Source organism: Arthrobacter sp. TJ-238 (assembly GCF_058269215.1).
On the sequence record NZ_JBZCNH010000002.1, the window covers coordinates 540176 to 566707 of the forward strand.

Below are 26532 nucleotides of genomic sequence, written 5' to 3' on the forward strand. Positions count from 1 at the left end.
GGACTCATGAGCATCCCACCTCGGAACGACCAGCCAGCACCCCGGGTGACCGTCATCGGCACCGGTTACCTCGGGGCCACCCACGCCGTCTGCATGGCGATCATGGGCTTCGACGTCCTCGGCGTCGACGTGGACCAGCGCAAGATCGACATGCTGTCAGCAGGCAGGGTGCCGTTCTTCGAGCCGGGCCTGCCCGAGAAGCTCGGCGAGGCCCTCGCCTCCGGCCGCCTCCGCTTCAGCACCGACTTCGACGAGGCCGCCGCCTTCGGCGACGTGCACTTCGTCTGCGTCGGCACGCCGCAGGCATCCGACTCCTCGGCCGCGGACATGCGCTACGTCGACGCCGCCTTCACCGCGCTGGCCACCCGGATCGACCGGAAGGCCCTGCTCGTCGGCAAGTCGACCGTCCCCATCGGTACCGCGGCGCGCCTCACCACGATGGTGCAGTCGGTGTCACCCCTCGGTGCCGAGCTCGAGCTCGCCTGGAACCCGGAGTTCCTCCGCGAGGGATTCGCCGTCCAGGACACCCTGTTCCCCGACCGCCTCGTGTTCGGCGTCGGCTCCGCGTGGGCCGAGCAGCAGCTGCGCCGGGTCTTCGCTCCGATCCTCGACCTCGACACCCCCGTGATCGTCGCCGACCTCGCCACCTCCGAGCTCGTGAAGGTGGCAGCGAACTCCTTCCTCGCCACGAAGATCTCGTTCATCAACGCGATGGCGGAGGTCTGCGAGGCGACGGGCGCGGACGTCAACCACCTCGCCCAGGCGCTCAGCCTGGACGACCGCATCGGCGGCCGGTTCCTCAAGCCGGGGCTCGGCTTCGGCGGCGGGTGCCTGCCCAAGGACATCCGCGCGTTCAAGTACCGTGCCGAGGAGCTCGGTGTCGGCCAGGCCGTGAGCTTCCTCGGCGAGGTCGACTCCATCAACAACCGCCGCCGCGTGCGCACCGTGGACCTCATCCGCGAGCTCGCCGGCGGGAACCTGGAGGGCCAGCGCGTCGCCGCCCTCGGCGCCGCCTTCAAGCCGAACTCCGACGACGTCCGGGACGCCCCGGCGCTCGACGTCGCCCGGCTGCTCTACCTCGAGGGCGCCATCGTCACGGTCTACGATCCCGAGGCCAACGCCAACGCGCACCGCGCCTATCCGGACCTCAACTACGTGGGGTCCATGGCCGAGGCCGTGGAAGGGGCCGACGTCGTCGCCCTGCTCACGGAGTGGTCCGAGTTCCGCGACGCGGACCCCGAGGAGCTCGGCGCCCTGGTGGCCCACAGGCGGATCCTCGACGGCCGCCACGCGCTGGACGCCAACGACTACACGGCGAAGGGCTGGCAGTACCGGGCCCTCGGCCGGCCTGCACAGGCAGCCACCGTGGAGCTCGCCAGTGACGTGCGCGACGAAACGCCGACGCTCGCGCTCTAGCCTTTCGGGCTGACACAGCAGACACGGCAGACACGGCAGGGGCCGGGTGGGAGAATCCCACCCGGCCCCTGCCGTGTCCGGTCGGAGCTAGCGGCAGGCGATGTTGCTCAGTCCGCGGACGGCGCCGCTGGGCTTGCAGGACACGGTGTTCCCGAGGCTCGCGGACTGGACCCAGACCTCGTGGCCGGGTACGCCGCCCCGCACGGTGTTGCCCGTGAGCACGTTGCCCGTGCCCCAGCCGGCGAGGACCGAATGCACCTGGATGGCGTCGAGCCTGGTGCCGGAGCCGGAGTTGCCCTCGATCCGGTAGCCGTTGCCCTTCACGTCGATCCAGGAGTCGGCGGAGTTGGCGCCGGAGAAGCCCGCGTTGGTGAACACGTTGCCGGCGACCACGCCGCCCGTGGTCCCCTCCTTGATGTCCACGCCCTCGGCGGCGGTGTTGCTGATGCGGTTCCCGCGGATGGTGACGCGGTCCGACCGGTCCGGCACGCCGCCGGTCCAGTTGCTCCTGGCGCTGCCCACGTAGACGCCCTCGCCGTACCCGGGCTGCTTCAGCCCGGTGTCGTGGATGGAGGAGCCGAGGAGCGCGCCGTCCGTGCTGCCGGTCCGGAAGTGGACCGCCTCGGCGCCGGTGCTGCCGACGTCGACGCCGCTGATGACGGTGTTCTTCGAACCGTCGAGGACGATCCCCTTCGCGGACGTCGTGACCGAGAGGCCCTCGACGCGCCAGTAGGAGCCCGTCACGTGCAGGCCGTAGCCCTTCGACGTGGAGCCCGAGGAGAGGACGGCGTTGCGCGAGCCGCGCAGGGTGATCGGGGCTGCGGCGGATCCCTGCGCCGAGGCCACGAAGGACCCGACGTACCGGCCGTCGGCCAACTGGATGACCGACCCCGGGCGCGCCGTCCTGAGGGCCGACTTGAGCCCGGCGGCCGTGGAGACCTGGACGACGCCGGCGGGGGCGGGTGCGGCTGCGGGGACAGGCGCAACGGCAGGCGCCGGAGCGGGTGCGGGCTTCGCTACGGGGGCAGGCGCAACGGCAGGCGCCGGAGCGGGTGCGGGCTTCGCTACGGAGAAGACCACGGTGCTCTCCTCCCGTCCGGCGGGCGTCTCCCACCGGACATCGAGCTTATGCGACCCCGCTCCCGCGGTCACGGGCCACGAGTAGGGGGCGGTCGCGTCCTGCCCCAGGTAGGTGCCGTCCAGCTTGAACTTCACCTTGGCACCGGCCGGCGCATCGACGCTGACGGTGAGGACGCCGTCGGACTGCACGGTGCCGGCGAGGGGGGAGCCGTCGCCGAGGACGGTCGGGGTGGAGGCCGACGCCGGGAGGGCGAGGGAGGACGTCGCAACTGCGGTGACAGCGGCGACCATCGCGAGCCTGCCGCAGGCGCGCAGAGAGAAGTACGGGTTCATCTGCTTCTTTCCTTATGAGACCTACCGCGTGCGCGGTTCGGAGGCTCCGAGGCTACGAAGGGCCCGGGCGGGACACCACGGCGTACCCCCTGCTTTGCGAGAAAAAGGGCAAGCTCTGCGGGAACACTGGAGCTTCCTTGCGCGAAGCAGCACCGCCGGACCGAGTAGTACGCCGCTGAAGACGGGTACCGGAGCGCGTAGATCACTCTCGTAATCCGGCCGGGCGCCCTGTTAGCTGAGGCCCACATGGTCAAGGACGAGCGGCACGTGGGGAAGCTATGAGTTACGGTCTCAGCATCGATGTAGGCACCAGCTTCACCGCAGCAGCGGTGCTGCGGACCGACGGGCAGGGGCCCGAGGAGCCGAGGATCCTGCCGCTGGGCGGCCGCGGCACCAGCATCCCGACGGTCGTCTTCGTGGGCTCCGACGGCACGCGCCTGGTCGGCGAGGTCGCCGAGCGGCGAGGGCTCGCGGAGCCGGGCAACGTGGCCAGGGAGTTCAAGCGACGCATGGGCGATTCCGTGCCCCTCGTCCTCGGCGGCACCGCGATCCTCCCGGAGGAGCTCTTCGCCGTGATCGTCGGCTGGGTGGTGGGTGTGGCCACGGAGAGGGAAGGTGGGCCCCCGGCCTCGATCACCCTCACGCACCCCGCCGGGTGGGGAGAGCACCGCACATCGCTGCTGAGGGGCGCGCTCGCCGCAGCCGGTTACGACGACGTCGTCCTCATGTCGGAGCCGGAGGCCGCCGCGCTGTCGTACGCCGCGCGGGAGCGCGTGAGCCAGGGCAGCACCCTCGCCGTCTACGATCTCGGCGGCGGGACGTTCGACGCGACGGTGGTCCGGAAAGCCGACGCCGATACGTTCACCATCCTCGGGACTCCCCAGGGCATTGAACGCCTCGGCGGCGCCGACTTCGACCAGGACGTCTTCGACCGCGTGCTCGACGACTCCAACGTGTCCTTCGGGGAGCTGGAGCACTCGTCCCCCGAGGTGCTGGTCGCACTGAACCGGCTGCGCCGCGAGTGCGCCGAGGCCAAGGAGGCCCTGTCCTCCGACTCGGAGGTGACGGTGTCCGTCATGGTGCCCGGGTCCCACTCCCAGGTGCGCCTGGTGCGGTCCGAGTTCGAACTCATGGTGGAACCCGCCCTGCAGGAGACCGTCGAGACCATGCGCTCGGCGCTCGAGAGTGCCGGCGTCAGGGCCGAGGATCTCACCGCGATCCTGCTGATCGGCGGGTCCTCGCGCATCCCGCTGGTGGCGCAGCTGCTGTCCACGGAATTCAACCGCCCCCTGGCCATCGACGTGGACCCGAAGGCGTCCGTAGCCCTCGGGGCCGCCTTCGCGACGGCCGCCCTCGAGGACACGGAGAATGCAGCGCAGGTGGCCCCCGCGGCGGGCTCCGGCGGGGGCGCCGAGGCAGGGGCGTCCGAGCGCCGCCGCTCCGGGGTCAACGCAGCGGGGTTCGCAGTACCGGCCCGGGGGGCGTCACCCTCACCCCGCCACGGCCCGGTGGCCAAGGCCCCGAAGAAGCAGCTGGGCCTCCGGGCAGGTGCGGTCGCCGCGGCGGTGGCACTGCTGGGGGTCGCGACGGCGACGGCGACGAATGCCCCGAACTTCTCCGCCGCCATCTCGAAGTGGGTGGGTGACTCGTACGCCCAGGCGGCCGAGGAGACGAACCCGGCACGGCAGGCACCGGCGCCGCAGGCGTCGGGTCCGGCCGCCGGAGCCGGCGTCGGACCGCTTGCCGGTCCGGCGGACACCCCGCTGCAGGACAAGCTCTTCGGCGTGGGCTCGCGAGCGTCGGCCGACGGGGTGCCGGGCACCGCAGGAACGCCGTCACGCGCGCCCGACGGCGCGAAGCGGAGCACCGACAAGGCGTCCGAGGACGCCGGCGCGGGTCGGCCGACGCCGGGAGTCCCAGCGGAGCCGCGGTCGGGGGAAGGCCCTGCGCCTGCCCCGGCCCCGTCGACGCCGTCCGGACCCGGCACAGGACCGGAGAAGCCCGCGCAGCCCGCTCCCTTCCCGTCGCCGGATCCGATCGTTCCGCCGCCGACGCCGCCGACGCCGACGACGCCGACTACGCCTCCGGTGACGGATCCGACCGTTCCGCCGCCGACGACGGATCCGACGACGCCGACCACGCCTCCATCGACGCCGACCACGCCTCCGTCGACGCCGACCACGCCTCCGTCGACGCCGACCACGCCTCCGTCGACGGATCCGATCGTTCCGCCGCCGACGGCGACCCCGCCTGTCCCGCCCGCGGATCCGCCTGCGCCGGTCGAGCCCACCGACACCGCGACGCCCGGGCCTCCGGCTCCCGTCGATCCGCCGGCTCCCGGCGAGGGTGCCGCCGGCCAGTCCACGGTTCCGGGGTCCTGACCGTGGCCGGGAACTTCCTGGATACAGGCGCGCGCGCGGCCCACGTGAGCCACCCGCTGGAGCTGGATGCGGCGACCTATGAAGTGGTCCTCGCCCTGTGCATCGGGTTCTCCATCCCGGGCCTCGTCCCGCCCCTGCTGCACAGCGAGGGAGCGCCTCCCGAGCAGCTCCTGAGTCGAGCCCGGGCCGCGGGTTTCGTGCAGTCCGACGGGCGCCCCTCGGCGGAGTTGCGCGCCACCATGCTGAAGGAGGCGGAGGTGTACCAGGTGCGGCGGCTGCAGCGCGCGCTCGTGGACCTGTACTGCGAGGAGGCCCTGCCCCTCGGCCGGCTCGCCCGCCAGCTCGCGGCCGACGGCTTCGCCGACGAACGCCTCGCGGTCGTCCTCGAGGACGAAGGCACGGCGCTTCTCGGCACCGATCCGGGCGGTGCCCTGGAACTGCTCGGGCTCGCCGTGGCCGCCGGTGCGGATGTGCCGCGTACGGCTCCGCGACGGGCGGAGGCTGCACTCACCACCGGCGACCTCGATGCTGCCTCCCGCATCCTGGAGTCCTACTTCGCGCACCATTCCGCTGAAGCGCGGAGAACGCTCCCCGATCTACCCCGCGCCCTGCGGGTGTCCTGCGCGCTGTGGGCGCACCGCGGCATGATGTCGCGTGCCGCCGACGTGCAGCGCTGGGCCGCGACGCTCCGCCCGCCGGAGATCGAACCCCTCGGGGCGCTGGCACTGCTGGCCGCCGGTGATGCCGCCGGCGCGCGTCGCCTGCTCGACGTCGGAGGGCGCGCACCGAGCCCGTCGCTGCAGGAGGCCGCGGACATGCTGCTCATGGAGGGGGCCCTGCTGTCCTTCGGCGAGGATCCCACCGCTGCCCTCCCCGTCCTCATCCGCGCGTCCGACACCCTCGATGCCGCCGGCAGCATCTCACCGGCGCCGGAGCTGCCGGCGAGCTTCGCCGCGATCGTCGGGCTCCTGGCCGGGAGCCCGCAGGCGGCGCTGTCCCTCGTCCAGGCGGCGCTCGCGAGCGGGCAAGGAGGGCAGGGGATGCGTCCGCGCCTGTGCCTCCTGGGCGGATGGGCGGCCATGCTCCTCGACCAGCCCGCCGCGGCGCGCAGCTTCATCACCGAGGCCGGACGTGCCGGCTTCCGGCCCGGCCCCCGGGACGAGCTGCTGCTGCAATCCCTCGAGGTGGGGCTCGCCCGGCGGGCCGGTGAGGCCTCCGCCCTCGTCCGGACCTGGCAGAAGGCCCGCGAGGCACTGCTGCACGTGTCGGTGGACCTGCTGACCGTCCTGCCGCTCACCGAGCTGGTCATCGCGGCGGCACGCCTCCGGGACGCCGAAGCGCTCAAGCCGCACCTCGACGAGGCCTGGCGCCTCCTCTCGAACCTGGGGGACCCGGCGCTGTGGTCCGTACCGCTGCACTGGTCGGCCGCGCAGGCCGCCCTGCTCCTCGACCGCCCGGACGACCTCGCCCCGCATGCGACGGCGCTGGTGGGCCGGGCGACGACGTACCCGCTCGCGGCCACGTTCGCGACGGCGGGCAAGGCCTGGGTCTCGGTCCTCGCGGAACACTTCGACACCGACGCCGTCGAGGAGGCGGCGCGCGGCCTGGCCAGGGCAGGATTCTCCTGGGAGGGCGCACGGCTCGCAGGCCATGCGTCGGCCCGGGCCGCGGACCGCCGGGACATGACCCGGCTGCTCTCCTGTGCACGAGACCTCAGGCCCGCCCGTGATCGGGCGGTGCGTCCGGAGGTGCGGCCCCAGCGGGAGACACCCGTCCCACCGGTTCCCGCCACCCACCGGCCGGGCCCGGCCACCGCACGGGCTGTCACAGCGAGCACCCAGCACAGGTCCGGAGGGCCGGCGCTCAGTGGACGCGAGCGCGAGATCGCACAGCTGGTGCTCCTGGGCCGGACGTACCGGGAGATCAGCGAGGAGATCTTCATCTCGCCCCGGACCGTCGAGCACCACGTGGCCCGTATCAGGCGCCGCTTCGGCGCGTCCTCCCGCTCGGAACTGCTGGCCCGGCTCCGCCTGTTCCTCGACTCCGCCCCCGGTGGCAGCACCACCGCAGGGGATGGTCCTCCCACCGAAACCCCTAACGGGCGCGGGCGAAACCCCTAACGGTTGCCGGAGGCTAGGGGTACAACTACCGATGCCCGGTCGCCCCCTCCCCTCATACGTTTGAGCCAAGCCAGCAGAGCCGCCGGCAAACCCATAACCGACGAAGGAACGACTCATGACTACTCTCGCTTCAGATCTCCTCGACTTCCTCATGAACCTCTTCAACGACCAGGAAGCGGCCAGCGCGTTCATCAGCGACCCCGAGGCCGCGCTGGCCGAGGCGGGCCTCAGTGACGTCTGCTCCGACGACGTCGACGCCGTCATGCCCGTGGTCCTCGACTACGCCCCGGTCAGCTTCGGCGGCCGGAACGAGAGCTCGTTCGACCGCAACTACGACACGGGCGGGAACTCCTCGGGCGATGTCTCCCCGGGCGGCGGCGGTGGCGGGTCCACCACCCCGACCGGACCGTCCACGCCCGGCGACGGTGGTCATGACCACGACCACGACCACGACCACGGTCACGACCATGACCATGACCACGACCACGGTCACGACCATGACCACGACGGCGGTGGCAGCACCGGTGGTGACGACAGCGACCACGGCAATGCGGTCCAGCAGCTCCTCCACGTGGTGAACAATTACTCCTACACCTCGTCCGTGGACGACCGCGACACCATCACGGACCAGTCGGTGAACCAGAACATCTGGGCCAACGGCGACGTCAGCCAGATGTTCGACAACGACGCCTTCATTGCCTCGGGCGACCGTGCAGTGGCTGCAGACGGCGATGTCAAGGTCGACAACTCCGTCAACAACTCCGACGACCACTCCCAGGACAACTCCACCAACGTCCAGGCCGGCGGTTCGGTGAGCGTGGACATCGGCACCGTCGAGGATTCCTACAACGACAACTCGGACAACTCCGACAACTCGGACAACTCCATCGAGGACTCCTACAACGACAACTCCGACAACTCGGTGGACACCGACATCGACGTGGAGATCGAGGACTCGCTCAATACCGAGGACTCGCTCAACACCGACAACTCGGACAACAGCGACAACTCCATCGATGCCGACATCGAGGTGGAGGACTCCTTCAACACCGACAACTCCATCGACGCCGACATCGAGGTGGAGGACTCCTTCAACACCGACAACTCGGACACCACGATCGACGCCTCGGACAACTCGGTCAACACGGAGGTGGACCTCGAGGTCGAGGACTCCTTCAACACCGACAACACCGCGGTCATCGACGCCTCCGACAACTCGATCAACACGGACGTGGAGATCGAGGACTCGTTCACCTCGGACAGCTCGACCACCACCGACGTCGTGGTCCAGGATGCGTTCAACGACACCGCAGTCATCACCGACAACTCGGAGAACGAGTACACGTCCATCGACGACTCGGCGTTCTTCGTCGACAATGAGGTCGAGGTCGACACCGAGGTCACGGTCGAGGACTCGGCACTCTAGCTCCACGGCACGCCGGTCGAGCCCAACGGGGACACAGTCCCCGTTGGGCTTGTCCGTGGTCTCACACAACAACTCATCGGGGAGGTCCACATGGACGATCTCGTTCCACTCGTCAAAGCCGGTCTGGGTCTCGTCGCCGAGGGGGATCGGTCCGATCTCCGCCAGCGACTGGAGCAGACCCTGGTCCGGCTGGCCAACCCGGACGTCCGGGTCATCGTGGTGGGTGAGTTCAAGCAGGGCAAGAGCAAGCTGATCAACGCGCTCGTCAACGCCCCCGTGTGCCCGGTCGACGACGACATCGCCACCTCCGTGCCCACCGTGGTCCGCTTCGGGGATCCGGCGTCGGCGGCGGTGCTGGTCCCTCGGACCGGCGCAAGCCCGGAGCAGGACGGCCCGGCGTTCGAGCGGCAGCCCGTGGCGCTGCAGGAGATCGCCTCCTTCGTCTCGGAGAAGGGGAACCCCTCGAACCGGCAGGGCCTCGCGTCGGCCGAGGTGCTTCTTCCCCGGCGGGTGCTCGCCGACGGCCTGTCGGTCATCGATTCGCCCGGAGTCGGCGGACTCGACTCCGCCCACGCACTGACCACTCTGACCGCCCTGCCCACGGCGGACGCCATGATCCTCGTGTCCGACGCCTCCCAGGAGTACACCGAGCCGGAGCTGCGGTTCCTCAAGCAGGCGCAGCGGATCGTGCCGAACGTGGGATGCGTGCTGTCCAAGACCGACCTCTATCCCCAGTGGAGGACCGTCGCCGAGCTCGACCGCGCGCATCTCGGCGCGGCAGGCGTCGGGTCCATGCCGCTGATCCCCGTGTCCTCGGACCTCCGCCTCGTCGCCGCGCAGAGCAACGACGCGGAGCTCAACCAGGAATCGGGGTTCCCGGACCTCATCGCGTACCTCCGCAAGGACGTAGTCGGGAAGGCGCAGGCCCTGCGCCGGCGCTCCGTCGCCCAGGACCTGCTGTCCGTCACCGATCACCTGCGCCTGTCCTTCACGACCGAACTCTCGGCACTCCAGGACCCCGAGGGGGTCCCGGTGCTGCTGGCGGAGCTGGAGGAGGCCAAGGAGAAGGCGGACCAGCAGCGCAAGCAGTCCTCACGCTGGCAGACGACCCTCAACGACGGCGCCTCGGATCTCATCGCCGACATGGAGCACGATCTCCGCGACCGCCTCCGGTCCATCCAGCGCGAAGCGGAAGCCGCCATCGACGCCGGGGATCCCGGGCCCGTGTGGGACCAGTTCGCGGAGTGGATCGAGCAGCGCGTCGCCTCGGCGGTGTCCGACACCTTCGTGTGGACCAACGAGCGCTCGCAGTGGCTCGCCGAGCAGGTGGCCGAGCTCTTCGCACTCGACGAGGTTCCGCTGCCCCTGCTGGAGGTGGCCGGCACGGACGGCGTCCTCGCGCCCGTCGAGGAGATACCGTTCCTGGACCCCGGGCGCGTCAGCGCGGCGGGGAAGGTGCTGATCGGCATGCGCGGCTCCTACGGCGGGGTGCTGATGTTCGGTTTGCTGACCGGCATCATCGGCATGTCCCTCATCAACCCCCTCTCGGTGGGTGCCGGCCTGCTCCTGGGGCGCAAGGCCTACCGCGAGGACAAGGAGGCGCGGCTCAAGCGCCGGCAGACGGATGCGAAGAACCTCGTCCGGCGGCAGATGGACGACGTCGTCTTCCAGGTGGGGAAGCAGCTCAAAGACCGGCTGCGCCTCGTCCAGCGCGAGATCCGCGACCACTTCGGGGACATCGCCGAGGAGCACCACCGGTCGCTCGCGGACTCGGTGACCGCGGCCCAGCGCACCGCCGCGACCTACCGGCAGGAACGGGCCGGTCGGGTGACCGAGCTGAAGGCCCTGCTCTCCCGCCTCGACCAGCTCTCCGCGAAGGCGAAACGCCTCGTCCCCGTGGCCGACGGGGCTGCGCCGGACCCCGCCGAGTCCCTGGCACGCCCATGACGGATGGCGGCGCCGTCGAGGGTCTCCTGCAGGAGGCCCTCGAGGTCTATGCTGACGAGCCGACCGTGCGCACCGAACTCGAGACCTACGCGCGGAGGCTGCAGGAACCGCTGCGCGTGGCGATCGCGGGCATGGTCAAGGCAGGCAAGTCCACGCTCCTCAACGCCATCATCGGCGAGGAGATCGCCCCCACCGGCACGGGGGAGTGCACCCGCATCATCACCTGGTACCGGCACGCCCCGACGCCCCGGATCACCGCCTACCCCGTGGAGGGAGAGCCGCGGCTGCTCCCGCTCACCAGGGAGGACGGCCGGCTCGTGTTCGATCTCGGCGGCCAGCCGACCGCGGAGGTGGAGCGGATCGTGGTCGAGTGGCCGGCGGAGAACCTGCGCGCCATGACGCTGATCGACACCCCGGGCATCGCCTCGCTCTCGGAGGACGTGTCGAAGCGCAGCACGAACTTCCTCACGCCGCAGGACACGCCGTCCGAGGCGGATGCGGTGATCTACCTGATGCGCCACCTCCATGCCTCGGATGTCACGTTCCTCGAGGCGTTCCGCGACACGAGTGCGGCGAGCGCGGGCACGGTCAACGCGCTGGCGGTGCTGTCGCGGGCGGACGAGGTAGGGGCGGGGCGCATCGACTCCCTCATCTCCGCCTCGCGCGTCGCCGACCGCTATCGCACCGATCCCTCCCTGCGTGCCCTGGTGCTGGACGTCCTCCCCATGGCGGGTCTGCTCGCCCAGAGTTCCAGGACCCTGCGGCAGGCGGAGTACGAGGCCTTCGTCACGCTGGCCGGCCTGGAGCGGACCCAGCGTGAACGCGCGCTGCTCTCCGCCGACCGCTTCGTCGCCGGCTGCACCGCCCTCGGCATAGCTGCGGACGACGGACGCCGCTTGCTCGACCGCTTCGGACTCTTCGGTGTCCGGCTCGGCTCCGCCCTCGTGCGCGGCGGCGCCGACAATGCCACGGCGCTGGCCCACGAACTCTCGCGGCGCAGCGGACTCGATGCGCTGCTGGGGCTCGTGACCAGGCAGTTCGACGCGCGGTCCTCGCCCCTCCGGGCCAGGACGGCGCTCGCGGGGCTGGAGACGCTCGTGCGCACCCATCCGCGGGCGGGGAGCTCGGTGCTGGTGACGGGTATCGAGAGGGTCAAGGCCAATGCCCACGAGATCCGCGAACTGCAGCTGCTGTCGGCACTGCGCTCCAACGAGGTCCCCCTGCCGCCGTCGGTGGCCGCCGATGCGGAGCGCCTGATCGGGGGATCGGGGGTCGCCCCGGCGGAGCGCCTGGCTCTCGCGCCGGACGCCGATTCCGAGGACATCCGCGCGGCATCCCTGGCGGAGCTCGGCCGGTGGCGGGTGCTGACGGAGAATCCGCTCGTGGACCGCGGTGCACTGGAGGCCTGCCAGGTGGTGATGCGTTCGTGCGAGGCGCTGGTGGCGCGTGCGGGAACCCCCGGGCCTCTGGCGAAGACGGGCGGCTGACGCCTGCCCGTCACCTCCGTGGAGCGGTTCCTTTGAGCCAGCCGGAGACCTGGGGCAGCAGCGCCACCACGAGCGCGACGGCGGCGAGGACCAGGTGGGCGATTGCCAGGTGGGGTACGGGCTGGAAGCCCGCGTCCTCGGTCCCGAGGAACGCCTGGACGAGCAGCACCGCGCCGACGTCGAGCACCAGGACCGCGAGCAGGGCCCACCGGGCCCAGCCGCCTCTGCGCAGCAGCGTGCGGGCGAGGAGCCCCGTGACCAGCAGGACCACCGCGAGCGCGCCGAGGCTTCCCCAGAAGGCGATCCTGGCGACCATCTCCGCGTCCTCGGCGGCCACGCCGGAGTCGAGGCTCAGGGCGGTGTCCTGCAGGTCCGCGAGGAAGGACTCCCGGTCCATGAAGGCGATGACCAGCGCGGCCATACCGGCAGCCACCGAGGCGAGCCAGAGACCGCCCGCCATGCGCAGCAGCGGAGGCGGTTGCCGCTCGACGGTGACGGGAGGCGGTATGGCGTTGGACATCTCTGGCCGGGGAGGACGCATGGTCGTAATCTAGCCGCGCTGCACCCGGGCCACAACGGGTCCGGGGAGCCCGTGCGGCAGGGGCCGGGTCGCCCGCCCTCCCGGGACATGGCAAACTGGTACACCGTGCGCACATGCTCCGGCACCGGTCGGGCGTGGACGCGGTCCGCCCTGGTGTAACGGCAGCACCCCAGCCTTTGGAGCTGTGGAGTATAGGTTCGAATCCTATGGGCGGAACGGGGAGAGTCCTCGGCCGGTGGGGCCAGGACGCCGCCGGTCAGCTACAGCATAGGAGCGCTTCTTCATGAGCAACCATGACGGTTCCATCATCGCTGCACGCACGGACGAGGCACAGGAAGCGCCGGCCGCAGTGATCGTCCTCGCTGCAGGCGCCGGCACCCGCATGAAGTCCCGGACCCCGAAGATCCTGCACCCCATCGGCGGCCTGTCCATGATCGGCCACGCCCTCGGTGCCGCCCGCGGCGTGCAGCCCCGCGAGCTCGCCGTCGTCGTCCGGCACGAGCGCGACCGCGTGGCCGAGCACGTCACGCAGCTGGACGCCACCGCGGTCCTCGTCGACCAGGACGACGTCCCCGGTACCGGCCGCGCCGTGCAGGTGGCCCTCGACGCCCTCGACGCGCGCGCCTCCGAACAGCTCACCGGCACCGTCGTGGTCACCTACGGCGACGTCCCCCTGCTCACGCCCGAGACCCTCCGCGAACTCGTCGCCGTGCACCAGAGCGACGGCAACGCCGTCACAGTCCTCACCGCGCTCCTCGAGGACCCCACCGGTTACGGGCGCATCCAGCGGCACGAGGACGGCACCGTGGTCGCGATCGTCGAGCACAAGGACGCCTCACCCGAGCAGCGCGCCATCCGCGAGGTCAACTCCGGCATCTACGCGTTCGACGCCGCCGTCCTCCGGGACGCGCTGACCCGGGTGGACACCGCCAACGCCCAGGGCGAGATGTACCTGACGGACGTCCTCGCGATCGCCCGCACCGCCGGTGGGCGCGTGGCCGCCGTCGTCCTCGCCGACCGCTGGCAGGTGGAGGGCGCGAACGACCGCGTGCAGCTCGCCGCGCTCGGCGCCGAACTCAACCGCCGCATCGTGGAGCGCTGGATGCTCGCGGGCGTGAGCGTCGTGGACCCGGCCACCACCTGGATCGACACCACCGTGGTCCTCGACGAGGACGTCACCCTGCTGCCCGGCACCAGCCTCCACGGCCGGACCGTCGTGGCACGCGACGCCGTCGTCGGCCCGGACACGAGCCTCACCGACGTCGTCATCGGCGAGGGCGCGCACGTGGTGCGCACGCACGGCAGCGGTGCCCGCATCGGTGCCGGCGCCGGCGTGGGACCGTTCACCTACCTGCGCCCGGGCACCGTCCTCGGCGAGGAGGGCAAGATCGGCGCGTTCTACGAGACGAAGAACGTGACGATCGGCCGCGGCTCCAAGCTCTCCCACCTCGGCTACGCCGGCGACGCCGAGATCGGCGAGTACACGAACATCGGCTGCGGCAACATCACCGCCAACTACGACGGCGTCGACAAGCACCGCACGGTCATCGGCTCGCACGTCCGCACCAGCTCCAACACCGTGTTCGTGGCCCCGGTGTCGGTGGGCGACGGCGCGTACACCGGGGCGGGCGCCGTGGTGCGCAAGGACGTCCCCGCCGGTTCGCTCGCCCTGAGCCTCGCGCCCCAGCGGAACATCGCCGACTGGGTGGCGGGCAAGCGCCCGGGCACGGCGGCCGCCACCGCAGCAGCCGGCACCACCCAGACCCCCACAGGCACGACCTCGAGCACAACCACAGAAGAGAGCCCCAACGCATGAGTGAGATCACGGCACGCGGCGAAAAGAAGCTCGTCCTCGCCTCGGGACGCGCGCACCCCGAACTGGCCGAGGAGATCGCGTCGTGGCTCGGCACGGAACTCCTTCCGGTGTCCGCCTACGACTTCGCCAACGGCGAGATCTACGTCCGCTCGGGGGAGAGCGTGCGTGGAACCGACGTCTTCGTCATCCAGGCGCACCCGGCGCCGCTGAACAACTGGCTCATGGAGCAGCTGATCATGGTCGACTCGCTCAAGCGCGCCTCGGCCAAGCGCATCACCGTCGTCTCGCCGTTCTACCCCTACGCACGCCAGGACAAGAAGGGCCGTGGCCGCGAGCCCATCTCCGCGCGCCTCGTCGCCGACCTCTACAAGACCGCCGGCGCCAACCGACTCATGTCCGTGGACCTCCACACCTCGCAGATCCAGGGCTTCTTCGACGGACCCGTGGACCACCTCATGGCCATCCCGCTCCTGGCCGACTACATACGGTCACGGGTCGACGCCGACAACGTCACCGTGGTCTCCCCGGACACCGGCCGCGTCCGCGTGGCCGAGCAGTGGGCCGAGCGCCTCGGCGGCGCACCGCTCGCCTTCGTCCACAAGAGCCGGGACCTCACGGTGCCGAACCAGGCCGTGTCCAAGCAGGTCGTCGGACAGATCGAGGGACGCACCTGCGTCCTGATCGACGACATGATCGACACCGGCGGAACCATCTCCGGTGCCGTACAGGTGCTGAAGAACGCCGGCGCGAAGGACGTCATCATCGCCGCCACCCACGCCGTGTTCTCCGACCCGGCGGCCCGCCGGCTGGCGGAGTCGGGCGCGCGCGAGGTGGTCGTCACCAATACGCTGCCCATCCCGCCCGAGAAGCGGTTCGCGCAACTCACCGTGCTCTCCATCGCGCCCCTGATCGCCCGCGCCATCCGCGAGGTGTTCGATGACGGTTCGGTCACCAGCCTGTTCGACGGCAATGCCTGACAGGAGTTCCACGCATACTGGCACGCAATTGAACACTCGTATCCCACGTATTAATTGCGGGGTTTGCAAGTAGTCTTACCGTTACTACTTGGGTGCAAAGCGAGTAGGTGGCATCGAACTCCAGTAAGTGTTACTCGTGTAGACGGTTGGAAGCCTTTCTAGGCTCGGGGGAACCACACATTCTTCGAATCCAGGAAGTGCTCCCATGGATGCTCGAACCGCTGGCGCAACCGTCCAACCCTCGCTAGTCTCCGTTCACCGCAAGGTGGTAACGATATGAGCAGGCTGGCCGAAGCACCCTTCTTCGTAGGGCGAGCCGATACCGTCGCGGCGGTCGAGGAGGCCCTGCTCTCGGCCGGCTCGGTCGGAGCCGTGCTGGTAGGTGATGCAGGCGTCGGCAAGACCGCCGTCATGCAGCAGGCCCTGGCAGCGCGGGCCGCAGACCTGCTGGTCGTCCGCATCCGGGGCTCCAAGGGTTCCTACCACCAGGCGTTCCGGCCGGTGAATTTCCTGCTCTCAGAACTCGAGACGGACGTCATCGACCATCCCGTGACGGTCCTGCGGGCGGTCTCCGAGCTCCTCAACTTCCAGGCGCGGGGCCGGCGCGTGGTCCTCGCGGTCGACAACATCGAGTACCTCGACCCGTCCTCCGCCGCGCTCATCACGCAGCTGGTCCTCAACGGGACCGCGAGCGTGCTGCTGACCACGCAGGACTTCACCGCCGCGGATCCCATGTTCGCCTCGCTGTGGCGGGACGGCTCCCTCAGGAGGTTCGACCTCTCGCCCTTCACGGCAGCCGAGGCCCGGGTCTTCATCGAAGCCGAGCTCGAGGGGCGGGTCAGCGTCGAGTGCGTGCACCTGCTCCTGAGGATGAGCGGAGGCAACGCCCGCTTCCTGCAGGCCTCCGTCCGCGCACTGCGCGGTCGCCGCATCGTCGGGCAGGACGGCACCTGGGTGCTCCTGCCTGGCGGCACCCCCGTGCCGACCGAGGTCACCGAGGCAGCGACCGCCGTCCTGGACGCGCTGCCCGCGGGGCAGCGGGACGTCGCACTCCTCCTGGCACTCGCGGGCCGGCTGCCCGTCCCCGACGTGCACCGGCTCGCCGGTAGTGCCGACGTCGACGCCCTGCAGTCCGCGGGCCTCGTCGTCGTCCGCCACGGCAAGCAGGAGTATGTGGAACTCACAAACCCGGTGCTGGGCGCCGGCGCCGTCGAGTCCCTCTCCGCACAGCGTGCGCAGGAACTGTACGCACGGGTCGCGGACGAGGCCGGACTGACCGACGCACTCGACCCGGAACAGCACGCGCGCTGGCTCCTGCGCTGCCACCGCCCGGTCCCCGCCGCCCTCGGGCTGGCCGCCGCGCAGTCCGCGAGGACCGAGGGCCGGTACTGCGACGCCGTCGAGTTCACCGAGATCCACGACGCCCACCGGTCGTCCGCCGCCGTGGCAACCGAGCGGATCCGGGCGCTCACCGACGCCGGCCGTTTCGAGGACGCCGCGAACGCCCTCTCCCTCGCCGCTCCGCTCGCGGAGCAGGCCGCGCCCGCCGACGCGGTGCGGATGCTCCTCGCCGACGCGGCCCTGCGCAGCTTCCTGGGTCTGCGCGGTGCGGGTGACCCCGTCGCGGAGGCGGAAGCCCGCGTCGACGCCGCCACCAGAGATACGGACGCGCTGCGCGCAGAGATCATCATGACCCGGGCGGAGCTCGCCTCCCTCGACGGCGAGTACCCGCGCTCCCGCGAACTCATGCAGTCCCTCAGGGCGGCGGCCTACCCGCTCAGCCCCGAGCAGAAGATCCGCAGCGACGTCCTCCTGTGCGAGGCGTGGGCCATGATGGAGAGCCAGTTCGAGGCCCTCCAGCTCGCCGACGATCTTGCCGACCGCCTGCAGCACGGCGGCGTGAGCCACCGCACGCGGGAGATCGCCTACCTCCGCCTCATCGCCGTCTACAGCGCGTCGGGCAGTTGGGGCTCCGGTGCCCGGCGGCTCGGCCTGGACATCGAGGACGGCGAGGTGGCGCACCGCGGCTCCTCCGTGCAGCTCGCCCTGGGACTCGTCCGCGCCCGCTGCGGCCAGCCCGAGGACGCCCTCGGGCTGCTGAAGCCGGCGTTCGACCAGCTGCGGGGCGGAGATCCGCACCGCCTCCTGCCGGTCGCCGCGGCGTCGATCGCCTACTGCCACACCATGAACCGGAACATCCAGGACGCCATCCCGTTCCTCGTCCACGCGGAGCCAGCCGCCGGCGTGCCGTGGATGGTGCGGCGGCTCACCGCCCAGCTGCAGCTCTCCAGCCTCGGCCTGCGGGAATCGAAGTCGGAGGCCGCGCTGCAGCTGCAGGCACTGGGGCAGCGGGACAGGGAACGGGGAGCGTCGCTCTTCGGGCTCTCCGCCTTCACCACCGCGGTGCGGCTCGGCAACACCGAGGCACTGGCCGAGCTGTCCGAGGTCGCCGCCCGCGTGCAGGGACCGTTCGCCCGCCTCAGCGAGATGTTCGCGAAGGGAGTGAGTCACCGAGACGCCGAGGTGCTCCTGCAGGCCATGGAACTCGCAGCCGCGGCCGGCGACCAGAACTTCGGCCGCGACGCCGCCCGGTCCGCGCTGAGTGCGGCGCAGGCCATGGGCAACAAGTCCACGGTGCGCGAGGTGCAGCAGCGGGCGCGGCAGGTCCTCGTGAACGAAACCTCCGGCGGCCCTCTGTCGCAGCTCGAGTCGCTCACCCCGAGGGAGAGCGAGATCGCGCAGCTCGCGGCGGGTGGCTACGCCAACCGGGAGATCGCCGATGTGATGTGCGTGTCCGTGCGGACCATCGAGGGCCACCTGTACCAGATCTACTCCAAGCTGCACGTCTCTTCCCGCCTCCAGCTCGCCGAGCTGCTGCCCACCCGACTGCAGTGACACTCCGGGAAGACGGTTCGGTCCCCCTCGTCGGGATCGAGCGCATCCTGGGTGCGATCGTCCACACACTGTCCCACCCCGATCTCCACGGGGCACTCGTCATCGGTGAGACCGGGATGGGCAAGAGCGCCATCGCGCGCCGGCTCGTGCCGATCATCGACGGCCAGCACAAGCGGTGCTTCGTGATCCGGGCGACATCGAACCTCGCCGATGTGCCCTACGGCTCGCTCGGCGCCTATCTCTCGGACGCCTCGCCGCAGGCGCTGCGTTCGTCCCTGTCCGCACTCCGTGCGCTCGTCGCATACCTGAGGGAGGCGTCGCAGGGCCGGGACGCCGTGGTCATCATCGACGACGCCCAGTACCTCGACGACGACAGCAGCCACGTCCTCACCCAGCTCGTGGTCTCGCGGACCATCAAGGTGGTGCTCTTCTCCAACGGCATCCCGCCGCGCTCCGGCGAGCTGTTCTCCCTCTACACGGACGGGTTCATCAGCCGCGTGGACCTCGCCGGTCTGTCCGACGCCGACGCCGGCAGGTTCTGCGAGAGCGCCCTCGGCGGTCCCGTGACCCGGGGGGCCGAGGTCTATTTCGCCCGCCAGAGCGCAGGGAACCCGCTGATGCTGCGCGCCCTGCTCGACCACGCCTCGGCCACGGGGGAGCTGGTGCTCCGCGACGGCGTGTGGTGTCTCACCGGACGCTTCCACCCGCCCGGCCCGCCGCTCACGGACCTCGCCAAGACCCTCCTCCAGGGGCTCAGCGAGCAGGAACGGACGGCGTACGAGGCCGTGTCCCTCAGCGGCGGACTGACCGCGGCGCGCCTGGCGCGGCTCGTGGAGGACGCCGTGGCGCAGCAGCTGCTGCGGCGCGGGCTCCTGCGCAGCCCCGGCTCGCCCAACGGGTTGCTCCGGGTGGCTCACCCCATGATGACGCGCGTGATGCGGGCGCTCGTCCCCGCCGGGCGCAGCGCCGAGCTGCGCCGGCAGGTGTTCGACGACGACGTCACGCTGCCCGCCCTGCAGGACGGGCGGATCGAGTACCTGAACTGGGCCCTCGACGCCAACGTGCCGGTCCCGGCCACGATCCTCCTCGAGGCTGCGCGGACGGCGGCCCACGTCTCGCGGCCGGAGTCGGCCCTCCGCTTCGCAGGAGCCGCGAAGGCCGGGGGAGGGGACGCCGCATCGGCCGTCGAGGAGGCCCGCGTGCGGGTGACCCTGGGGGAGTACGCGGTCGCCGTCGCGATGCTCGATCAGGTGCTCACCGGTCCGGCTCGGCCGGGCACGCTGGCCGACGCCGCCACGCTCAAGGCCCTGGCCTGTGTGCGGCGCGGCGACGACCCGGACACCCTCCACCGCATCGCGGAAGCGTGCGCGGCGCGGCTCGAGGCCGCCGGAGCGGGGAGTGTCGGCGCACCACAGTCGGCAGACACCGCGGATGACGCGGCGTCGGCCCGCGAGGACCTGACGCTGCTCCACCTGCTCGGCTGGGTCCTGGAAGGGCAGTTCGACACGGCCCGCACGCAACTGGAGGCCCTCGACGCATCCCTTTCCCCGCAGCAGGCCGACCCGCCGGCCCACGTCCCGGTGCTGGTGCTGACGCTGCGCGGCATGATCGACGGCGCCCTCGGCCTCTCCGACGCCGCGCACGCGGAACTGCGGGCGGCCCTCGAGAACGTGGACCGGTCCCAGGGTCGGCTGGAGCATCTCCGGGCGCCCATCGTGGCCCAGTACGTCACCGCTCTCATGGCGTCCGGTGACTTTTCGACGGCCACGGAGGCGATCGACGAGTACCGCCGGCAGCCGCTGGTGGACCTGAGCTACGTCAGCGGCGCCCTCCCCGTACTGCAGGCCGTCCTGGAGGTCCGCCGCGGCAAGTACCGCTCGGCGCTGCGGATCCTCATCCCCGCCCTGGTGTCGCTGCGGCAGGCGGACAGCGAGATGCTGCTGCCCTACGCGCTCGGCGTGGCGGCCTGGTGCGCGCATTCGCTGGGGGAGAAGGAGACCGCGGGCGCCTTCGAGCAGGAGTTCAACCAGGTCCCGGGCACCGGCAGCCGTCCCATGCTGCTCGTGGCCCGGGCCTACCTCGCCGCCGCGAACTCCGGCAGCTCCGAGGACGGCCACGATCTCGATGCGCTGCGGGAGCTGGCCGAGACGGCAGGGTCGGCGCCCTTCCCGGCCTGCGAGAAGGACACCCTCGAACTGCTGCTGGCCCTCGGGGACACGGCGCGGGCCTGGCGCCTCGCGGAGCTCGCGGACAGCTTCGAAGGATCGGAGGCGCAGGTCCTCTCGCAGTACGCCCACGCGCTGACCGCCTCGGACCCCGACGCCCTCCTGCTGGCCGCCGACAAGGCGGAGAGCATCCAGAAGGTCCCGCTTGCCGCCGATGCCTCGGCCCGGGCCATGCGCCTGTACGCGGACAAGGGGGATGTGAGGGCACGTCGGCTCGCCCTGCGGGCCATGCGCCGGCGCCAGTCACTGCTCGAGGGCGTGCTGCCGCACGAGGAGGGTGATGCGCGCACGTCCCACGAGCTGACGTCGAGGGAACGGGAGATCGCGAAGCTCGCCGCCGAGGGTGCGACGAACCGCGCCATCGCGAGAATCCTCGTCCTCTCTACTCGCACTGTGGAGGGGCATCTCTACCGGATCTACGGGAAACTCGGCATCACGACCCGCGAAGAACTCACCGCCGAGTTCTCGGGCGACCAGGATCAGCGATGACGGCGGGCCCGACCATGTAGTTCTACGTTCCGACTAGGTAGTTGAACAGACAATTCCGGGTAGCCGTGGGGGAAAAACGAGCCCCTCGTACTCGTGAGAGGTATGCAAGCAATACGTAATGTTGCATGTGTTGGAGCAAGGGTGGTCCAGCAGCAGGGCTCATGCCCTCACCCGAGTGAAGGCGGGTCCCGGACTGGGGCCAGCGGCATAGGAGTCTTCTTGAGACCGAGACTTCGTCCCCAGCTGTCGCTGGCCCCTTCCCCGGAATCAGGGCAACCTGACCAGAGCGAAACGAACGCAAAAGAAGGGCCGGAGCAAGTGCTCCGGCCCTTCTTCTGCGTACTGCGTGTTGCCAGGTGCTACGAGGTGTTACGCCTCGACGGAGCGACGGCGAGCAACAACGATGCTGCCGGCACCCAGGCCGAGCGCACCGATGCCGGCGGCGCCCCAGAGAAGCATGGCGGAGTCCATACCGGTGTTGGCGAGGCCACTCTTGCCGGTGGCCGAGGTGGTGCCGCCGGTGGTGCCGCCGGTAGTGCCACCGACAGCGTTCGCGGAATTGACGACCACGCGTGCAGTGACCACAGGGGAGCCGTCCAGGGCAGCGGCGGTCAGCGTGTAGACGCCTTCCTCGTTGAGCTGTACGTCGTAGGAGAAGTTGCCGTTGGCATCGGCGTTAATGGTCTCGTCCAGGACGATCTGGTTGAGGACGATGAGCCCGCCACGGGCTGAAGCCGCTCCACCAGCGCCGAAGCCGGCGGCCGAAGGCGTTGCGTCGGTGCGGTCGACGGTGATGCGAATGGCTTCGCCTGGCTCGAAGAGTCCGTCGGTGCCGCTGAAGGTGACGGTCTCACCGGGAGCAATGGTGCCATCGCTGACGGTGGCGGTCTCCTCGGTGACGTAAGCCGGTGCCGCGCCCACGGGCGGTGGAGAATCAGGGTCTTCCAATCCCCTTATAGGTCCATCCCGCTGCGCGCCAGGCTTGACCGTCAAGGACGTTGCGTCCGTCGAGCACGTTCCTAGTGCACACGAATCGAGCGGCGTGCTGAGGCGTGATGGTTCTGTACTCATCCCACTCGGTCAGTAGAAGGAGTGCGTCCGCCCTTGAGATCGCCGCGTTGAGATCTTGCTCGTACACCAGTTCGGGGAAGCGACGGCGTGCGCCTTCAATCGCCCGGGGGTCGGTGACGGTCACGTCCGCTCCTTGGAGCTGCAGCTGCGCGGCGATGTTCAGCGCAGGGGAGTCGCGCACGTCGTCGCTGTTGGGTTTGAAGGCTGCCCCGAGGACAGTGATGCGCTTACCTAGTAACGAGCCTCCGAGCAGTCCGCGGGTGAGTTCGACAGCTCGCATGCGTCGGCGCACGTTGATGTCGTCCACCTCCCGCAGGAAGGTTAGTGCTTGGTCGGCGCCGAGCTCACCCGCCCGAGCCATAAATGCGCGAATGTCCTTCGGCAGGCACCCACCGCCGAAACCGATACCCGCGTTGAGGAACTTGCGACCGATCCGCTCGTCCATGCCGATGGCGTCGGCGAGCATCGTGACGTCCGCACCGGTGACCTCGCAGACCTCAGCCATGGCGTTGATGAAAGAGATCTTCGTGGCGAGAAAGGAGTTCGCGGCGGACTTCACGAGTTCGGCCGTGGCGTAGTCGGACACAAGGCGCTGCGTGCCGAGGGAGAGCGCCGAGCTGTACACCTCGTCGAGGGCAGCGGAAGCACGAACGCCAGGCTCGCCGGCAGGTACCCCATAGACGAACCGGCCCGGTGAGAGCGTGTCCTTGACGGCGAAGCCCTCGCGGAGGAACTCCGGATTCCAGGCGAGCACGGTGTCGGGGTGGCGCTTCGCAAGATCCTCGGCAAGGCGCGCCGCGGTGCCCACCGGGACCGTGGACTTGCCGACCACAACGTTGCCTGGTTCGAGTGAGTCCAGGAGGGAGGCGAAGGCGGCGTCGACGTGGCGCATGTCCGCTGCGTACTCGCCCTTCCGCTGAGGGGTTCCAACGCACAGGAAGTGGACCTGCGCTCCTTTCGCGTCCGCGATGTCGGGGCTGAACTTCAGCCGGCCGGTCGCGAGCACCTCTTCAAGGAGCTCTGGCAGGCCCGGCTCGAAGAAGGGGACGCGGCCCGCCTGCAACTCACCGATCTTCCACGGGTCTACGTCGATGCCGACGACGTCATGCCCCAGCTTCGCCATGCATGCAGCATGGACCGCACCCAGGTAACCGCAGCCGATGATGGAAATGCGCATTCTGGTGCTCCTCGGGGAAGGGACTGATCCGAGGATGACGCTAACGAGGCCCGGAAGACTCCCAGTGAGCGCAGGCTGGGACTAACTGAACAGTCGGTGAACCTATGGCGTCCGCCGGCGGTGGCGCACAGAGATCAGCATCCACGCCACCTGAGTGCCGCACACTGCACCGAAGGTGTTGGCGAGCACGTGATCCAGCGTCGCGACCCGCAGCGGCAGCAGGACGGCCTGCGTCCCCTCGATCAGCAACGAGAGGCCCATCCCGACCAGCGGCCCGGCCCACCGCCAACCCCGCGGGGCGAGAATGAACCAGAAGAGGCCCAACGGCGCGAAGATCAGCACGTTGGACAGGAACTCCACCGAGTTGTAGGTCACGGACGCGGACAAACCGTGTGCGTGCAGATACGCCAGTGCCCGCTGAAGCAGTGGTCCGCCCGTACGGTCCACCGGCGTCGGCCACAGGACGATCAGCGCTACTGCCAGCAGCCATGCCGCGCACAAGCCCGCGGTCACGTCCCTGTACCGGGATGAGGGGAGCGGCGCGGTGCTCACGGGAAGTCCTTCGAGAAAGAAGACTGACGGGCAGTGGGGGAGTTGCTCCATTATGGCCGCACGAACCTGAGGAACAGCCGACCGTCCGCTCTCCTGTAGGATTGGAGGCGATGCCTAGGCGAGGGAGCGGGCCGGAGGAAGCACTATCCGGCCGTACTCCGTGATCGACGGTGGCTAGCGACTCTACTGGTTTCTAGACGACTGCCTCACGCGTGTTCCTTCCGCCCCGGTAACGTCCCAGTGCTCTCGCCTACCGCAAAGAGCCTCAACCGTTCAGGAGAAACCATGTCCGAGCAGAAGCTCGCAGCACACGTCCGTACCGAGTTCGGCAAGGGCTCGGCTCGCCAGGCCCGCCGCGCCAACATGATCCCCGCCGTCATCTACGGCCACGGCGCGGACCCCATCCACATCCTGCTGCCCGCGAAGGCGACCACGCTGGCCGTGCGCACCCCCAACGCCCTGCTGACGCTGGACATCAACGGCGAGGACCACCTGGCCCTGGTCAAGGACATCCAGCGCAACCAGCTCAAGCGCATCGTCGAGCACCTCGACCTCCTGACCGTCCGCCGCGGCGAGAAGGTCCAGGTCGACGTCGCGATCCACGTCGAGGGCGAGCCCGCCGCGGACGTCACCTTCAACCTCGAGGCCAACACGGTCCTCGTCGAGGCCGACGCCACGCACCTGCCCGAGACCCTCACTGTCAACATCGAAGGCCGCGAGGTCGGGGAGCACATCCACGCCTCCGACATCGAGCTGCCCCAGGGCGTCATCCTCCTCACCGAGGCCGAGACCCTCATCGTCAACCTCATGGCACCGACGGTCCAGGACCTCGGCGAGACCCCCGAGACCCCCGAGACCGACGCCGACGTCGAGGGTACCTCCGAGGGCGCGACCGCCGGCCACGCCGACGCCGACGCCGTCATCACCGACGCCGACGAGAAGTAGGCAAGCAACCGGTGTCCACTGACACCTGGCTCGTAGTCGGGCTCGGCAACCCCGGGCCCGGCTACGCCGGCAACCGCCACAACGTCGGCCAGATGGTCCTCGACCTCCTCGCTACCCGGATGGGCGGCCGCTTCACCTCATCGAAGGCCCAAGCCGTCACCCTCGAGGGGCGGATGGGCATCGGTGGTCCGCGTTTGGTCCTGGCGAAGCCTCTGACCTACATGAACATCACGGGCGGTCCGGTCTCGGCGCTTTCCCGCTTCCACGACGTCGCGCCCGACCACGTCATCGCCGTGCACGACGAGATCGACATTCCCTTCAACACGCTGAAGCTCAAGGTCGGCGGTGGAGAAGGCGGACACAACGGCCTGCGCGACATCAGCAGGGCCCTGGGCACCAAGGACTACTACCGGGTGCGGGTCGGCGTGGGACGCCCGCCTGGACGCCAGGACCCCGCGGACTTCGTGCTCAAGGACTTCGGCACCGTGGAGAAGAAGGAACTGCCGTTCCTCCTCGATGACGCCGCGGACGCCGTCGAGCTCCTCATACGCGACGGCCTGACGGCTGCCCAGCAGGAATTCCACGCCCCGGTCTAGGTGCTTCAGGTGCTGGATTCGCTACCCAAAGCCCTGACTCGAACAAATACCTCCATGCGTGCCGCCGGGCGACCGATGGCACGAGTGGGTCGACTGCACAGCAACGGGCGAGCACTACCTGCAGTCCTCCCGAACGGATACGGGCCAACCTGAACAGCACCGGCAACTAGAACTCTCAGCACGACCGCAGCGGCCCCGCCTCGGAGCTGACAATCGACGCCTTCAACGGTCTCAAGATCACCATCGTGTCCTGCGCCAGCGGCTGTACCGAAACGATACAGCCCGGCTTTGCCTACGCCCGCGGGCCCGTCACCGCGACACTCCCCACCACGGCCGGCAACACGTTCCAGGGGCTCACCAGCACCGTGAACTTCGCCTTCAACGCCACCCAGCGCGCAGCGACCAGCCGCTAGTCCCCGGTCCCGGTGCCCTGGAACTCCTCCAGGGCACCGCGACATCGGCATTCCAGCAGACGCTGGAAAGAGCCGCGGGCATCGTATGCTCAAGGCCATTGTTCGGCGACACGAGGGGGCGTTGTGAAGGCTGAGGAGCACGAACGCGTGCAGCGGGATCTGCATGAATTCAGGCGGGCCAGGCCATGGATGCTGTACGGCGTGCTGTTCTCGTTGCCCGGTCTGTATGGGGCCTGCAGGTTCGTGATCGCCGAACGCCGGATGCTCCGGGAGACACGTGAGGCACTCCGTGTCATCCGCGAGGACACCGCCCGCAGGCTGGCATCGGAGCAAGCAGCGGAGAACCAGGCGGCGATGAAGCCGGCGATGAATCCGGCGTAGGGGCATTGCGCGGATCTGCCGCACGCCCGTGTCATTCGTGGGAGAGCGGACTACTCCTTCGGGATGCTGCGGCGTCGCTGCAGCGGAGGTGTGGCAACTACGCATCCGGCCCCGCCCACTCCGCGTGCCGGTACTCGCCCCACGGCGAAGATTACTTGTGTCGGAGGGCGTTCCCACTGCGATAACGGCGCATAATCGAGTAGGATTCGGCAAAACGACCTGGTCGACGATGCAACGGTCGGGGTGAATGCCCGGGCAAGGCGG

Annotated in this window: 19 protein-coding genes and 1 tRNA gene; 15 read left to right on the forward strand and 5 right to left on the reverse strand. The window is 70.0% G+C overall.

Features of this window, described 5'->3' with window-relative positions; genetic code table 11:
- The first annotated feature begins 6 nt into the window (after positions 1-6).
- Positions 7-1416: a UDP-glucose dehydrogenase family protein gene (locus tag AC4D2O_RS05820; RefSeq protein WP_490905727.1), complete on the forward strand. Its 1410-nt coding sequence runs from the start codon at positions 7-9 to the stop codon at positions 1414-1416.
- A gap of 87 nt (positions 1417-1503) precedes the next feature.
- On the opposite strand, the gene AC4D2O_RS05825 is transcribed toward AC4D2O_RS05820, so the two are convergent.
- The gene (locus AC4D2O_RS05825; protein WP_490905728.1) at positions 1504-2829 is read right to left on the reverse strand and encodes a right-handed parallel beta-helix repeat-containing protein; all 1326 of its coding nucleotides are present in this window, start codon (positions 2827-2829) and stop codon (positions 1504-1506) included.
- A 278-nt stretch (positions 2830-3107) separates the two neighbouring features.
- Here AC4D2O_RS05825 and AC4D2O_RS05830 point away from each other — a divergent pair, with 278 nt between their 5' ends.
- The 5 genes from AC4D2O_RS05830 (at position 3108) to AC4D2O_RS05850 (ending at position 12190) form a co-directional block, all read left to right on the forward strand.
- Positions 3108-5210: an Hsp70 family protein gene (locus AC4D2O_RS05830; RefSeq protein ID WP_490905729.1), complete on the forward strand. Its 2103-nt coding sequence runs from the start codon at positions 3108-3110 to the stop codon at positions 5208-5210.
- A 2-nt stretch (positions 5211-5212) separates the two neighbouring features.
- Entirely contained in the window at positions 5213-7330 is a 2118-nt protein-coding gene (locus tag AC4D2O_RS05835) for a LuxR C-terminal-related transcriptional regulator (RefSeq protein WP_490905731.1), read from the forward strand.
- A 115-nt stretch (positions 7331-7445) separates the two neighbouring features.
- Positions 7446-8756: an IniB N-terminal domain-containing protein gene (locus AC4D2O_RS05840; RefSeq protein ID WP_490905733.1), complete on the forward strand. Its 1311-nt coding sequence runs from the start codon at positions 7446-7448 to the stop codon at positions 8754-8756.
- A 90-nt stretch (positions 8757-8846) separates the two neighbouring features.
- Entirely contained in the window at positions 8847-10703 is a 1857-nt protein-coding gene (locus AC4D2O_RS05845) for a dynamin family protein (protein WP_490905735.1), read from the forward strand.
- Positions 10700-12190, forward strand: a complete 1491-nt coding sequence (locus AC4D2O_RS05850; protein ID WP_490905737.1) for a dynamin family protein — start codon at positions 10700-10702, stop codon at positions 12188-12190. Before AC4D2O_RS05845 ends, AC4D2O_RS05850 begins: the two co-directional genes overlap by 4 nt.
- Before the next feature lie 10 nt (positions 12191-12200).
- Here AC4D2O_RS05850 and AC4D2O_RS05855 read toward each other — a convergent pair whose 3' ends face one another.
- A complete protein-coding gene (locus AC4D2O_RS05855) occupies positions 12201-12731 on the reverse strand; it encodes a hypothetical protein (protein WP_490905740.1) in 531 nt (176 codons plus the stop codon).
- A gap of 144 nt (positions 12732-12875) precedes the next feature.
- Here AC4D2O_RS05855 and AC4D2O_RS05860 point away from each other — a divergent pair.
- The 5 genes from AC4D2O_RS05860 to AC4D2O_RS05880 all read left to right on the forward strand — a co-directional run bounded on the left by AC4D2O_RS05860 (position 12876) and on the right by AC4D2O_RS05880 (position 21133).
- Positions 12876-12947: transfer RNA gene (locus AC4D2O_RS05860), tRNA-Gln, on the forward strand.
- A gap of 67 nt (positions 12948-13014) precedes the next feature.
- Positions 13015-14547 carry a bifunctional UDP-N-acetylglucosamine diphosphorylase/glucosamine-1-phosphate N-acetyltransferase GlmU gene (glmU, locus tag AC4D2O_RS05865; RefSeq protein ID WP_490905741.1) on the forward strand — a complete coding sequence of 511 codons (1533 nt, stop codon included), beginning with the start codon at positions 13015-13017 and terminating at the stop codon, positions 14545-14547.
- Positions 14544-15524: a ribose-phosphate diphosphokinase gene (locus AC4D2O_RS05870; RefSeq protein ID WP_490905742.1), complete on the forward strand. Its 981-nt coding sequence runs from the start codon at positions 14544-14546 to the stop codon at positions 15522-15524. Before glmU ends, AC4D2O_RS05870 begins: the two co-directional genes overlap by 4 nt.
- A gap of 276 nt (positions 15525-15800) precedes the next feature.
- The gene (locus AC4D2O_RS05875; protein ID WP_490905744.1) at positions 15801-18419 is read left to right on the forward strand and encodes a LuxR C-terminal-related transcriptional regulator; all 2619 of its coding nucleotides are present in this window, start codon (positions 15801-15803) and stop codon (positions 18417-18419) included.
- The gene (locus tag AC4D2O_RS05880) at positions 18416-21133 is read left to right on the forward strand and encodes a helix-turn-helix transcriptional regulator (protein ID WP_490905746.1); all 2718 of its coding nucleotides are present in this window, start codon (positions 18416-18418) and stop codon (positions 21131-21133) included. The genes AC4D2O_RS05875 and AC4D2O_RS05880 overlap by 4 nt, the downstream gene beginning before the upstream one ends.
- A gap of 369 nt (positions 21134-21502) precedes the next feature.
- Here the strand turns inward: AC4D2O_RS05880 and AC4D2O_RS05885 are convergent, their stop codons facing one another.
- From AC4D2O_RS05885 to AC4D2O_RS05895, 3 genes are all read right to left on the reverse strand, one after another.
- Positions 21503-22054 (reverse strand): LPXTG cell wall anchor domain-containing protein, encoded by a 552-nt coding sequence (locus AC4D2O_RS05885; protein WP_490905748.1) that lies wholly within the window; start codon positions 22052-22054, stop codon positions 21503-21505.
- A 13-nt stretch (positions 22055-22067) separates the two neighbouring features.
- Positions 22068-23381: a UDP-glucose dehydrogenase family protein gene (locus AC4D2O_RS05890; protein ID WP_490905750.1), complete on the reverse strand. Its 1314-nt coding sequence runs from the start codon at positions 23379-23381 to the stop codon at positions 22068-22070.
- A gap of 102 nt (positions 23382-23483) precedes the next feature.
- On the reverse strand, positions 23484-23933 hold the full coding sequence (locus tag AC4D2O_RS05895) for a VanZ family protein (protein ID WP_490905752.1): 450 nt from the start codon (positions 23931-23933) through the stop codon (positions 23484-23486).
- Between the two features lie 285 nt (positions 23934-24218).
- Here AC4D2O_RS05895 and AC4D2O_RS05900 point away from each other — a divergent pair, with 285 nt between their 5' ends.
- The 4 genes from AC4D2O_RS05900 (at position 24219) to AC4D2O_RS05915 (ending at position 26268) form a co-directional block, all read left to right on the forward strand.
- Entirely contained in the window at positions 24219-24878 is a 660-nt protein-coding gene (locus tag AC4D2O_RS05900; protein WP_490905753.1) for a 50S ribosomal protein L25/general stress protein Ctc, read from the forward strand.
- An 11-nt stretch (positions 24879-24889) separates the two neighbouring features.
- Positions 24890-25474, forward strand: coding sequence for an aminoacyl-tRNA hydrolase (gene pth, locus AC4D2O_RS05905; RefSeq protein ID WP_490905755.1), 585 nt, complete (start codon positions 24890-24892; stop codon positions 25472-25474).
- Between the two features lie 245 nt (positions 25475-25719).
- Positions 25720-25887, forward strand: a complete 168-nt coding sequence (locus AC4D2O_RS05910; protein ID WP_490905757.1) for a hypothetical protein — start codon at positions 25720-25722, stop codon at positions 25885-25887.
- A gap of 123 nt (positions 25888-26010) precedes the next feature.
- Positions 26011-26268: a hypothetical protein gene (locus tag AC4D2O_RS05915; RefSeq protein ID WP_490905758.1), complete on the forward strand. Its 258-nt coding sequence runs from the start codon at positions 26011-26013 to the stop codon at positions 26266-26268.
- Positions 26269-26532 lie beyond the last annotated feature (264 nt).

Coding starts and splice junctions, on each gene's coding strand:
- AC4D2O_RS05820 (WP_490905727.1), top strand. CDS start 7: ATGAGCATCCCACCTCGGAACGACCAGCCAGCACCCCGGGTGACCGTC.
- AC4D2O_RS05825 (WP_490905728.1), bottom strand. CDS start 2,829: ATGAACCCGTACTTCTCTCTGCGCGCCTGCGGCAGGCTCGCGATGGTC.
- AC4D2O_RS05830 (WP_490905729.1), top strand. CDS start 3,108: ATGAGTTACGGTCTCAGCATCGATGTAGGCACCAGCTTCACCGCAGCA.
- AC4D2O_RS05840 (WP_490905733.1), top strand. CDS start 7,446: ATGACTACTCTCGCTTCAGATCTCCTCGACTTCCTCATGAACCTCTTC.
- AC4D2O_RS05845 (WP_490905735.1), top strand. CDS start 8,847: ATGGACGATCTCGTTCCACTCGTCAAAGCCGGTCTGGGTCTCGTCGCC.
- AC4D2O_RS05850 (WP_490905737.1), top strand. CDS start 10,700: ATGACGGATGGCGGCGCCGTCGAGGGTCTCCTGCAGGAGGCCCTCGAG.
- AC4D2O_RS05855 (WP_490905740.1), bottom strand. CDS start 12,731: ATGCGTCCTCCCCGGCCAGAGATGTCCAACGCCATACCGCCTCCCGTC.
- glmU (WP_490905741.1), top strand. CDS start 13,015: ATGAGCAACCATGACGGTTCCATCATCGCTGCACGCACGGACGAGGCA.
- AC4D2O_RS05870 (WP_490905742.1), top strand. CDS start 14,544: ATGAGTGAGATCACGGCACGCGGCGAAAAGAAGCTCGTCCTCGCCTCG.
- AC4D2O_RS05875 (WP_490905744.1), top strand. CDS start 15,801: ATGAGCAGGCTGGCCGAAGCACCCTTCTTCGTAGGGCGAGCCGATACC.
- AC4D2O_RS05890 (WP_490905750.1), bottom strand. CDS start 23,381: ATGCGCATTTCCATCATCGGCTGCGGTTACCTGGGTGCGGTCCATGCT.
- AC4D2O_RS05900 (WP_490905753.1), top strand. CDS start 24,219: ATGTCCGAGCAGAAGCTCGCAGCACACGTCCGTACCGAGTTCGGCAAG.